Consider the following 12,317-nt stretch of genomic DNA (forward strand, 5'->3'; position numbering starts at 1 on the left):
ATACGAAGCTTCTCAAACCTTTGGCTAATAATTTGTGGTTATAGTCATACACACAATGACTATGACACGTTTCTTACGCGCACTGCGCTGGGCCTTATTTACCATACTCATCGTTTCAGTTGGCTTGGTCGTGACCGCCTGGTTTGTTAATTTTCGACAAACTGACCAGGAGCTGGCCGACGAGTTTCGCGACCAGTTGGTTCAGCCTGCTATCCAGCGCTACACTGTTAATGACCGAACGCTATCGGCTACTCCGCGTACGATTCGGTTTATGGAAACGCCCGCCCGCCCCGGTAAGCCTGTGGTGCTGTTTGTACATGGCGCACCCAGTTCGCTGTCGTTTTTCAACGCCTTTTTCAAAGATACAACCTTGCTCAATCGGGCGCAGTTGGTGGCGGTTGACCGGCCCGGCTACGGATATTCCGATTTTGGCCGGGTCGAAACGTCCATTGTGCGGCAGGCCAAACTGCTACAACCGCTTATCGACCGCTATAAAAGTGTTTCCTATCTGATGATTGTAGGATCGTCGTATGGCGGGTCAGTGGCTGCCCGGCTGGCAATGAATAACCCGGAACGCGTTGATCATGTGGTGTTTGTATCATCGGCACTGGGGCCGGGGCTGGAGCGTACTTACCCCATTAGCCATTGGATCGATACGCCCTTGTTACGGTGGGGAGTGCCACCGTTGCTACGATTAGCCAACGACGAAAAATTGGCTCATCGGCGAGCGTTGGAAGCTATACTGCCCGACTGGTCGAAAATTAGAGCGAACATAACCATGCTACATGGTCAGCGCGACGAACTGGTGTACCCAACAAACGTTTCGTTTGCCCAGAAGCAACTCACCAATGCGCGGGTAAAGCAGTTTCTGCTACCCGAAAATAGACACGACATTGTGTTCAACAAGCGGGAGTACATGACTCAAATTCTGATTGATATTCTGACCAAACGTGAGCTTAATCAGCCAGTCATGGCTTTGCAAACGGCTTATAACACTAATGCGGGCATCCAGAATACACCATCGCCGAGCCAGCGGTAACGTTCGTTTCGCAGGAAATAATCCGGGTACCGCTGAATGCCGTAGAGCGTCAGGCTCATCAGTCCTAACATAAGAGCCGACCGTTGGGCAAAACGGTCGTCGGTGAAAAAGCAGAGCGCGAAGCCAATAGCTATGGTGCCGAACGTGAGCCAGCGCAGGAGCGTATCACACCGACGTAGCCCCAATTCAGTAGCTAATGAAAACAGACCGGGAGTATTGGGCGCCAGACGCTGCCGTTCGCGGGTTTCCATCACGTCGAACAGAATCAGGTTCTGAAATGCAATTGCTGTAAATAGCAGAAACTGAACAACTTCTGCTCCTTTCACCGAAGGTCGCTGCACCCAGACACTACCCCAGATGGCTACCGAATAGAGTACAGCCACCAGCGGCTCTTTCAACAGCAATGCCGGATGACGCGCCGGTAGCCGGAAGACAGCCACTACGTAGGCCGCGCAGATTCCGCCCAGCACAATGCCGAACCGAACGACCTTGCCTGGTAAAAAAAACACCAGAATCAGGCCCAGCACGGCGGCCCCGGCCACTACACGCCAGAGCAGTGGAGCATATCGGCGATGAAATGCGTGGCGGGCTGTAGGTGGGTGGCCGGGCTTTTGCACATCGAGCAGCCGATCAACGGTATAAATAATAAATACGGCCAACGCCAGCACAATGGGCGTGGCCCAATGTACCGGTTCCACGTCAGACAGCCGGGTTGCCATCCGGTTCGATAGCACGGCTCCCAATACAACGGGGAAACTCAAATAATAGGCGTTGCGGATAGAACTAAGCAAAGTGGTAAGTAGTAAACGGTAATCAACTGAGGGAGGGCGCGGCCAGCCACGGGGTTATCTGCCGCACCACCGTTACGGATTGACCAACCCGCAACAAGCCACTTGTGTTAGGTTCGACCAGTACATTCTGACCAAACAGAATTTTGTGCTTCCATTGCCGGTAGCCCGCCAGCGTTTTCAGCGGTTCAGTTCCTTTCTGACCGGTGGCCGGGTCGATAGTGGTCAGTATGCAGCGGGCGCATGGCTTTACGCCGTACATATCCAGTTCGCCCACACGAAAATGCGCCCAGCTATCTTCGGCAAACGGCAAACTGCCACTCACAACGATGTTGGGCCGAAACCGCTCGATACCAATTGGTTCGGGCAGGCGTTGGTTGAGGTCATCGAGCGATGCCTGCCCGATTAGCAGATACGGGTAGCCATCGGCAAAGCTTACGGCATCGTCGGTATGGCGGGCATAGGTCAGGTCAATGGTTCGGCGGGTGCTGTCGGGCATAAACACCAGATGACAGGGTTTTCCGAGCACGTTGGTAAACCAGCGGTCGGCTTCGGCACCAACACGCACGGCGGATACGTTCTCGCTGTCCCAGATCGTTACTGGCAGCGTGGGCAGGCCAGTGGCGTCGGGTTCGAGAGCAAGCATTAGCCTGTCGGTGGGGCGATGCCGGTGCCAGACATAGAGCGTATCGCTCTCTATCGATACATCGATCAGGGCCATGTGCGGGTTGCTGCGCTGGGTGATGAATATGCCGTTGGGGTCAACGAGCATGAACCGGCGATCATGCTGAAATCCTTTGGCATCGACAACGGCTTCGTTTACCGCAATGCCGCCAAGCGACTTAACCGGATAGAGGTAGAGGGCAGAGATTTGCAAACGGTGTAAAGTTATGAGGTTGACATAAAGTTGTAAAGTTACGGCTTGGGAGCCAACGGCGAAGCCAACTACACAACTTTATAACCTATAACTCCATACGTGGCATAGGGCTTATAGCCTGATCCGTAAATTCACCAGCTTCATATTTGAACTGAGCCGCCATAGCAATCATAGCCGCATTATCGGTGCAGTATTCGAAACGGGGAATAAAAACCGTCCAGCCAAGTTCGTGGCCAGCCTGCGTGACAGCCATACGCAGGCCGCTGTTGGCCGATACACCCCCGGCAATGGCAATCTGACTAATCCCGGTTTCGCGGGCAGCGCGTTTCAGTTTGGTCAGCAGCATCTGCACGAGTGTGTGCTGAATGCTGGCGCAGATATTGGCAAGGTGTTGGTTGATGAAGTCGGGATTCTGCTTTGTATTATCGCGCAGAAAGTACATAATGGCCGTTTTGATGCCGCTGAACGAAAAATCCAGACCGGGCATCTCACCCATTGGAAAGCGGTATGCCAGCGGATTGCCGTCTTTGGCGTAGCGATCAATGAGTGGTCCGCCGGGGTAGGGCAGACCCAGCAGTTTGGCCGATTTATCGAAGGCTTCACCAACGGCGTCGTCCTGCGTTTGGCCGATTACTGTCATCGTCAGTGGCCCATCAACGCGCACCAACTGCGTATGACCTCCGCTAACGGTAAGACACAGAAACGGAAATGCCGGGCGGGGTGCTTCAATGAAGTGCGCCAGAATATGTGCCTGCATATGGTTGACCTCGATGAGTGGAATATTGAGCCCGAGAGCCATTGCTTTGGCAAATGATGCTCCCACCAGCAGCGACCCCAGCAGCCCCGGCCCACGCGTAAACGCCACTGCCGATAGGTCACGTTTGGGAATACCTGCGTCGGCCAATGCTCGGTCAACTACCGGTAGAATGTGCTGTTGATGCGCCCGCGAAGCCAGTTCGGGTACTACACCCCCGTATTGCTCATGAATCAACTGGGTGGCAATAATATTGGAACGAATTTGGCCGTTGGCTAAGACTGCTGCCGATGTTTCGTCGCAGGATGATTCAATTGCAACTATATTCACCGTAGAAACGAATTAATGTTCAATTTTGTAGCTTACATAAGGAAACTTACTGCTAAACCGTTCCAAAGAAGAATTGTCGAAGGAATAATCCTGAAACAAACCACTCTGTGAAACTTCTGTGCGTTCGCTTGTCGCCATATTGCTAAAAACACTGCTCTACCTGTCGCTCGTGCTGGTCGGGTTATTGTTCGGCGGTATACTGGCCCTACAGATACCGACAGTGCAAACGAAAGTAGTACAGGAAGTGGCCCGGCGCGTGTCTGAAAAGCTGCTGTTTCCGGTCGACATTCAACACGTTTCTATCAAGTGGTTCGATTCTTTAACACTCGAAGGCGTTCGAATCAAAGACCGGCAGGGGCGACCCATGATTACTGTTGGGCGGCTCGATGCCGATTATAACCTACGCAACCTGATCGACTCGTCGGCGCATAACATTCATTTAGACGAAGTGGTGTTGTATCAGCCGCACGTTCTAATGATAAAAAATCCAGCCAACGGCGATACCAACCTCGACGACTTCATTGCCCGTATCGAAGAGCTAACGGCTGACCCCACCAAACCGAGTATCCCGAATCAAAATGTACCGTTTACGGTGGCGCGGGTGGTGCTGGCCGACGGTTCGTATACGCTTTCCGATCCGCGCGAACCGCTGATGCGTAACGCAAACTGGTTCGACTATAACCACTTTACTCTTCAGCACCTCAACGCCGACGTCAGCAATCTGCTCGTATTGGGCGATACTATTGCGCTCGACATCAGAAACTTAACGGGAGTCGACCGCGATTCCCGGCTACCAATCAAGCGCATTGATACCAAGTTTCTGTATTGCAATACCAAAATGGAGTTGCTGAAACTGAATGCGCGCATTGGCAATTCGGTTATTCGCAACGAACTGGTTTTTTACTACGACCGTCCTTCGGCTTTTAGTGATTTTAACAGCCGGGTGCTCATGAAAGCCCATTTCCACGACAGCGAAGTAACGTCGAAAGACCTCGGTTATTTTTCGGATTACCTGCGTCAGCTAAACGAAACATGGCTGCTGAGTGGCACGTTTACCGGTACTGTCAACGATTTTCGGCTGAGCCATACCGACCTGCGCTTTGGCCCGAATGGGCGCAGCCGACTGGCGGGCGATCTGGCCTGGAAGGGCTTGCCCGACATCGACAAAACCACGGTCGATTTCAACTTCACGCCCTCGCTCGTGAACATGGCCGACATTCGGCAATATTATCCCGACTCGTCGTTTAATGGCGTAGTGCAGAAACTCGGTACGGTAGCTTTCAATGCAGCTTTTGCGGGTGCGTTCGATGATTTTAAAACGAAAGGCGCGTTTCGTACAGACATCGGCAATGTAACGGGCAATCTGGTGCTGAAACTCGCTGACCGCCCTGGGCAAACGGCCTACACGGCCAATCTCCGAAGTGAAAACTTCAACCTCGGTCAGTTAATTAACGAATCTGAACAGATTGGTGCCATAGACGGTGAGGGGCGGCTTACGGGGAGTGGCACCGACCTGGCGCACATTACGGCAGACGTCGATGCGCGGCTGGGCCGTTTTGGCTGGCAGGGCTACGACTATCGGAATGTAGTTCTGCGTGGTAATCTGCAAAAGGCGTTTTTCAATGGGCAAATGGAGGTCCGCGATCCAAATCTGGACTTCGCCCTCGATGGCGAATTTGACCTCAGCACCCCCCGCAATCGGTACGACCTGCGCGGCACTGTGCAGCACGCCAACCTGCGGGCGTTGGGCTTCCTGACCGATTCGCTCGTGGTGCGGTCTGACGTTGACGTGCGGCTGGAAGGCACCAATCTCGATGATCTGGTAGGTAGTGCGGCTTTTCGGAACGCCGAGGTAAACCTGAATCGGCGGAGTCTGCGTGCCGATACACTCACGCTGGTGTCGTCTATCGAACGGCGCGGTATTGGCACCGATTCGGTAGTAATGCAGCGGTATTTCGACATGGAGTCTGATTTTCTGACAGCCCGGTTGCAGGGCAGTTTTGAACTCCAGCGCACCATCGGCGATCTGACACAATTAGTTCGCGAATACCAGATGTACTTTGCGGGCGATGCTGTTGGCATGCGTACCTACTACGAGCAAAAACAACGATTGTCGGCCCAGAATAAAACGCCTTCAAGTCGATATGGTGTTGATTATCAATTTATCACGAAGCAGATTCAGCCGTTGCTGGCGTTTCTGGGGCCATCGGTTTATGCAGCTCCCGGCACGCAGGTAGAAGGCCGCTTTACGGTTGATAACACGTCGTTTCTAACGGCCACCGTGCAAACGGATTCGGTGGCGTTCGGGGCTATTGGTTTTGGGCCGAGCGAGCTTGATCTGACAACCTCGAAGTTTACACTTGGGCAAGACGTGCTGGCGTCGTTGGTGCTGACGTCGGAGTGGCAAACATTCAGTTCGTCGTTGCCGACGCGCCGGTTGCAGGCCGAGGGGTCGTGGAGTGTAGATCACATTACTTTCACCAGCAGTATCGAACAGGCCAACAGCCCCAATCGCGCCAAGCTGAACGGCGAACTGCGATTCAAAGGGGACGCCATCGACCTGACATTCCGCCAGTCGGACGTGCGTGTGCTGGATGGCGACTGGATACTTAATCCCGAAAGTCTTATTCGGAAGGTGGGCGACGAGTATACGCTTCGGAACGTATCGTTGCTGAATCAGGATCAATTAGTGCGGGTGTCGGGCCGGATTTCAGCCGATTCGGCACAGCATCTCGACATCGGGGCGCAAAATTTCCGGCTGGCTTCGCTCAATCCACTGCTGAACACGACCCTCGGCGGAACCCTCAACGGCACAGCTTCTGTACGCGATTTATATCATACGCCCATTATTGAGAGTCAACTGACGGTTAATGCATTATCGTATCAGAATACACTGCTGGGCGATGTGCGGGGCCGGGGCGAGTGGGACCAGCAGGGGCAGCAACTCAACCTCGACGCCAATGTAAATCGCAACGGCAACGACGTGCTGACGCTGACGGGCAACTACACGCCTGAGCGCAGAACGAACCCGCTGGCACTGCGGGCAACCGTCAACGATGCTGAACTGGTAATCCTGGAATCGTTGACCGAGGGGCTTTTCACGAACCTCGGCGGTACGGCAAACGGGCAAATTGCCATTACGGGAACCCCCGCAGCACCTATCCTGACTGGTTCATTGGCCGTGAAAAACGGGCGCGGGCGTTTCGAGTATCTTAAAGCAGATTTTACGTTCGACGATCAGGTATATTTTGGCGAAAATGAAATCATTACCCGGCGGCTTACTCTACGCGACCCGAACGGTAACACGGCCCAACTGCGCGGGGGCGTCTATCACGATAATTTCCGCTATTTCACGCTCGGTTTTGATGCCGACCTGAAAAATTTCCGAATTATGAATACGGGTGCCAAAGATAATAACCTATTCTATGGGCAGGCCGTTGTAACGGGTAAAGCCGAACTGTTCGGGCCAATCGATAACCTGACGATCAGGGCCAATGCTACCAGCAACAAAGGCACCCGCATTTACATTCCGCTCGATGGAGCCACCACAGTTGATTCAGACGACCGGATTCGGTTTGTATCCAGCCTGTCGTCGGGTAAGCTCGTAAGCACGTCGGCCACGAAAACAAACGGAACGCCACCCGATGAAGCCGCTTCGGGCGAAATTGACCTGTCGCGGATTCAGATGGATTTCAATTTCAACATCACGCCCGACGCATACTGCGAAATTCAGTTGGACCGCCAAACGGGCGACATTATCAAAGCCTATGGGCAGGGCCGAATTGGTATGAAAGTCGATACCGAGGGCGACTTTACGATGACGGGGAACTACGAAATTCAGAAGGGTGAATACACCTTTACGTTTCAGAATATCATCAACAAAAAGTTTCAGCTACGGCCCAACAGCCGCATTACCTGGACCGGCGACCCCTACGGTGCCCTGCTCGACGTAACGGCGGCCTATACACAGTACACCTCGCTGGCTCCGCTGCTGCCCCCAAATGGCTCGTCGGCCACGCCCCGCAACGATCAGACACGCCGGTATCCGGTCGATCTGCTTATTAAAATGAATGGCGAACTTGGTTTGCCTACTATCACATATAATCTCGATATTAAAGAGTTTCCGGCCTCGCCCGATTTCCGGCAGGCCGTTATCAACTTCAAGGCACGTCTGCAAAGCAACGATCAGGAACTAACCCGGCAGGTAAGCAGCGTCTTGTTATTCAATCAATTACTGCCCGAAGGCATGAGCCTGTTCGATCAGAATCAGGTAAACTCCGGTGTGGCAAACAGCGTGAGCGAGCTGCTCTCCAACCAGATCAGCCGACTGGCCTCGAACCTGAACGAGAACCTCGACGTGGGTGTGTCGTTTGGTGGATTTACGGGGATGGGTACGCAGCAAAACGAAAACCTGCTCAACAACCTGCAACTACGATTCTCGTACCGGCTGCTGAACGACCGCCTGCGTATCAGTCGCGACGGGGGCTTCACCTACGGCCAAAGCCAGTACAATGCCGCCAGTTTGCTCGGCGAGTGGACGCTCGAATACATCATTACGTCTGATGGGCGGTTGCGGGCTAAAATGTATAACCGCAATCAGCAGAGTGTGCTAACGCAGAACAGCATTAATAGCATCATCAGTACGGGCGGGGGTGTTAGTTTGCTCTATACCCGCTCGTTCAATCGCTTCTTTGGGGGCAAGCGCACCACCCCCGGCCTGGCACCAACCGAGCCACCCGCCGACGAACCGAAAGTTCCGGCCCCGGCCCCCGCTTCAGTAACAACGGTATCGAGCCGGTAGGTTTTACGCGAACCGGGCCGAAAAACAGCAAGGCGGGCGGGGTAAAACCCGGCGGGTCGTTCTTTTGCTGGTAACGAACCCTTTGCCATTATGAAATTTACTCTTTATGGGCTGATTGCTCTGTTCATGCTGCCCGGCTATGTGTTCAGCCAACAGCGCACCTTTACCAACCCCATCAAAAACTCCGGACCCGACCCGTGGGTGCTGCAACAGAACGGCTGGTATTATTACATGAACACAACCGGCACCAATCTGACGCTCTGGCGCACGCGCAACGTGGCCGACCTTGCCAACGCCGAGAAGAAAATTATTTTTACACCCCCACCTGGCAAACCGTACTCTAAAGAACTCTGGGCACCCGAAATTCACTTCGTTCGGGGCAAGTGGTATGTATACGTAGCCGCCGACTCGCTCAACAACCTGAGCCATCGAATCTGGGTACTCGAAAACCCTTCTGCCGACCCGTTTCAGGGCGAATGGACCGTGAAAGGCAAATTAGCCGACCCCGGCGACCATTGGGCCATTGACCTAACGGTACTCGAACACAAAGGCAAACTCTACGCGGCCTGGTCGGGCTGGGAGGGCGAAAAAAACGGACGGCAGGATATTTACTTGGCCCGACTCAAAAACCCGTGGACCATGCGCGGCAAACGCGTAAAACTGTCGCAGCCCGATCTGCCCTGGGAGCGGCACGGAGCCACGCCGATTGAATGGCAGCAGAAAAACGGCGAACCCCCGTTGATTTTAGTGAACGAAGGCCCCGAATTTCTGCAAAACGGGAACCGGCTCTTTGTCGTGTATTCGGCCAATGCCTGCTGGCTCGATTACTGCCTCGGCCTGCTCACACACACGGGTGGCAGTTTGCTGAAGGCTAAGAACTGGACGAAATCGCCCCAGCCAGTGTTTGTGCAATCGTCGGAAAATAACGTCTGGGCACCCGGTCATGGCGGTTTTTTTGTGGATGGTAAAGGGCAGAACTGGATGATCTACCACGCTAACCCGTCAGAAACCGACGGTTGTGGCAACAAACGCGCTCCGCACATTCAGCCGTTTACGTGGCAGACCGATGGTTCGCCTAACTTTGGTAAGCCGATGCCCAAAACGCCAATGCCCGTGCCGGGTGAATAGCGGAAACATTGATGATAAAGATTGACGGTTAGCCACCTGAACGGCATGATTGGGCTGGAAGAACTTGATAAACACCTATTTGACGAACTTAGTAAATGAAACAATTTCTGATTCCGGCTGCGGTAGTAGCCTTGTTGCATCTGGCCGGTTGCCAGTCGTCTACCAAAACGAAAGAAGCCGACACGGAACTGGCGAATACACCCGCTGCCGGATCGCCCGACGCCGATACCGCCACCCAAACCACTATGATCGACTACAAACTACCAGACCCAAAAGCTTTTGGTGGGGAGAAAAACGGGAAAACCGTTACGCTGCATATCCTGAAGAATGACAACCTGCACGTTGCCATTACCAATTTTGGTGCCCGCGTAGTGGGCTTGCTGGTGCCGGACAAAACCGGAAAACTCATCGACGTGGTGCCGGGCTTTGCCACGCTGAAAGCCTACGAAGCGGCCAATGAATCCTTTTTCGGGCCAATTGTCGGACGGTTCGGCAATCGCATCGCCAAAGGCAGGTTCACCATCGATGGAAAAGCGTATCAGACCGAACTCAACAACAACGGCAACACGCTGCACGCTGGTCCGACAGGTTTCCATAATCAGGTCTGGGACGCTAAACAAATCGACGACAAATCGCTGGAACTTACGTATGTCTCAAAAGATGGAGAGGGCGGCTTTCCCGGCACTGTGACAACCAAAGTGATATACACGCTTACGGATACTAAGGGTCTGCGCATCGACTACACCGCCACCACCGATAAGCCTACGCCCTACAACCCAACCAATCACGCTTTTTTCAACCTCAATGGCGAGGGCAGCGGCACGATTAATAACCATGTGCTGATGATTGACGCGGACCGGTTTTCAGCAGTTGATAAAGGACTGATTCCGCAGGGCGAACCTATTTCAGTTGAAGGCACACCATTCGATTTTCGGACGCCAACAGCCATTGGAAAGCGGGTGAATGACAAGAATGAACAACTCACCTTCGGTGCAGGCTACGACCATAATTTTGTGCTCAATAAAAAGTCGGGCGGTTTGGCGAAGGGTGTCGAGATTACGGGCGATCAGTCGGGCATTCGGATGGAAGTGCTCACCACCGAACCGGCTATGCAGTTTTATGGGGGTAATTTCTTCAAAGGAGCCGATACGGGCAAGTATGGCAAGGCCATTGGCTACCGTGAAGCTTTCGCGCTCGAAGCCCAGCATTACCCCGATTCGCCCAATCACCCGACCTATCCCAACACTATTCTACGACCGGGGCAGACCTATAAACAAACCACCGAGTATCGCTTTTCGGTGGCGAAGTAAGGGGGTAATTTCAACGTGTTCTTTCTTTTCATCTAAACCCGATTTCATTATGAAAAAACTGTCATTCTTAGTCTTTTTTCTGATTACTACCCTGTCGTTTGGACAGAACGCCCGCTGGTCGGCGCAAAAAGCCAACGCCTGGTATGCCAAAGAGCCGTTTTTGGTTGGCTCAAACTATGCCCCGGCCAACGCCATCAACGAACTGGAAATGTTTCAGGCCGAAACCTTCGATCCGCAAACGATTGATAAAGAACTGGCTTTGGCAAAAAGCATCGGCATGAATACCATGCGCGTGTTTCTGCATGATCTGCTTTGGCAACAGGATGCCGAAGGGTTTAAGAAGCGGTTAGATCAGTTTCTGGGTATTTGCGCCAAACACAATATCCGGCCTATGCTGGTGCTGTTCGATTCGTGCTGGGACCCTAATCCCAAACTGGGCAAACAGCGCGACCCAATGCCGGGCATTCACAACTCTGGCTGGCTGCAAAGCCCCGGTGCCGACGCCCTCAGCGACGTGTCGCAGTATCCGCGTCTGGAAGCGTATGTAAAAGGCGTGGTTGGCGCGTTTAAAAACGATAAACGCATTCTGGCGTGGGACATGTGGAACGAACCCGATAATACCAACGACAACAGTTATGGGCAGAACCACACCATCAAAACAGAAATGCCCAAAGACAGAAAAATAGCCATCGTAACGCGCCTGTTGCCCGACGTGTTTCGCTGGAGCCGCGAAGCCGGACCTACGCAACCGCTCACGTCGGGCGTCTGGATTTTTTGGGACGGCCACGACTGGAGCAATCCGGCCAAGTGGACGCCAATGGAAAAAGTGCAGTTCGAGCAGTCGGACATTATCACGTTCCACCAGTATTCCACTGCCGACGCGCTGGAAAAAATAATTCCGGTATTACAGAAGATGGGCCGCCCGGTAATTTGCACTGAATTTATGGCCCGTGGTGCCGACAGCAAATTCCAAACGCACCTGCCCATTGCCAAAAAAGCAAAAGTGGGTATGATGAACTGGGGTTTTGTAGCCGGAAAAACGCAAACCTACCTGCCGTGGGATAGCTGGCAGAAACCTTACGTGAACGGTCGGGAACCATCGGTATGGTTCCATGAAGTTTACAAACCCGACCTCACACCCATCGACCCCGCCGAAACAGCCGCCATCAAACAGGCTACAGGAGTAAAGTAATACCCTATTGACGTGGCATTGTTGTATGGCTGGCGCGAGGGAGACGCAAAGGGTTGCGTCTCTACAGTGCCAGCCATATGACACATCTCATCTAAAAT

At 53.3% G+C, this 12,317-nt stretch carries 8 protein-coding genes; 5 read left to right on the forward strand and 3 right to left on the reverse strand.

Annotation, left to right across the window (positions count from 1 at the left end; translation table 11 throughout):
• The first annotated feature begins 61 nt into the window (after window positions 1–61).
• Window positions 62–1,039 carry an alpha/beta fold hydrolase gene (locus AWR27_RS03015; protein WP_077129833.1) on the forward strand — a complete coding sequence of 326 codons (978 nt, stop codon included), beginning with the start codon at window positions 62–64 and terminating at the stop codon, window positions 1,037–1,039.
• On the opposite strand, the gene AWR27_RS03020 is transcribed toward AWR27_RS03015, so the two are convergent.
• From AWR27_RS03020 to tsaD, 3 genes are all read right to left on the reverse strand, one after another.
• On the reverse strand, window positions 988–1,830 hold the full coding sequence (locus tag AWR27_RS03020; RefSeq protein ID WP_077129834.1) for a UbiA prenyltransferase family protein: 843 nt from the start codon (window positions 1,828–1,830) through the stop codon (window positions 988–990). The two genes, AWR27_RS03015 and AWR27_RS03020, sit on opposite strands and share 52 nt — an antisense overlap.
• 22 nt (window positions 1,831–1,852) lie before the next feature.
• A complete protein-coding gene (locus AWR27_RS03025) occupies window positions 1,853–2,704 on the reverse strand; it encodes an MOSC domain-containing protein (protein WP_077129835.1) in 852 nt (283 codons plus the stop codon).
• Between the two features lie 85 nt (window positions 2,705–2,789).
• The gene (gene tsaD / locus AWR27_RS03030; protein ID WP_077129836.1) at window positions 2,790–3,788 is read right to left on the reverse strand and encodes a tRNA (adenosine(37)-N6)-threonylcarbamoyltransferase complex transferase subunit TsaD; all 999 of its coding nucleotides are present in this window, start codon (window positions 3,786–3,788) and stop codon (window positions 2,790–2,792) included.
• Window positions 3,789–3,906: 118 nt separating this feature from the next.
• Between tsaD and AWR27_RS03035 the strand changes: the two genes are divergently transcribed.
• From AWR27_RS03035 to AWR27_RS03050, 4 genes are all read left to right on the forward strand, one after another.
• A complete protein-coding gene (locus AWR27_RS03035) occupies window positions 3,907–8,589 on the forward strand; it encodes a translocation/assembly module TamB domain-containing protein (protein ID WP_077129837.1) in 4,683 nt (1,560 codons plus the stop codon).
• Window positions 8,590–8,679: 90 nt separating this feature from the next.
• Window positions 8,680–9,717 (forward strand): glycoside hydrolase family 43 protein, encoded by a 1,038-nt coding sequence (locus AWR27_RS03040; protein ID WP_077129838.1) that lies wholly within the window; start codon window positions 8,680–8,682, stop codon window positions 9,715–9,717.
• A 95-nt stretch (window positions 9,718–9,812) separates the two neighbouring features.
• Complete coding sequence (locus AWR27_RS03045) at window positions 9,813–11,027, forward strand: aldose epimerase family protein (protein WP_077129839.1); 1,215 nt, start codon at window positions 9,813–9,815, stop codon at window positions 11,025–11,027.
• A 49-nt stretch (window positions 11,028–11,076) separates the two neighbouring features.
• On the forward strand, window positions 11,077–12,219 hold the full coding sequence (locus AWR27_RS03050) for a cellulase family glycosylhydrolase (RefSeq protein ID WP_077129840.1): 1,143 nt from the start codon (window positions 11,077–11,079) through the stop codon (window positions 12,217–12,219).
• Window positions 12,220–12,317 lie beyond the last annotated feature (98 nt).

It is taken from the genome of Spirosoma montaniterrae, assembly GCF_001988955.1.
Classification (GTDB): domain Bacteria; phylum Bacteroidota; class Bacteroidia; order Cytophagales; family Spirosomataceae; genus Spirosoma; species Spirosoma montaniterrae.

Bases quoted from the DNA above. Each gene is read 5' to 3' on its own strand.
- AWR27_RS03015 (WP_077129833.1), top strand. From the start codon at position 62: ATGACACGTTTCTTACGCGCACTGCGCTGGGCCTTATTTACCATACTC.
- AWR27_RS03040 (WP_077129838.1), top strand. From the start codon at position 8,680: ATGAAATTTACTCTTTATGGGCTGATTGCTCTGTTCATGCTGCCCGGC.
- AWR27_RS03045 (WP_077129839.1), top strand. From the start codon at position 9,813: ATGAAACAATTTCTGATTCCGGCTGCGGTAGTAGCCTTGTTGCATCTG.
- AWR27_RS03050 (WP_077129840.1), top strand. From the start codon at position 11,077: ATGAAAAAACTGTCATTCTTAGTCTTTTTTCTGATTACTACCCTGTCG.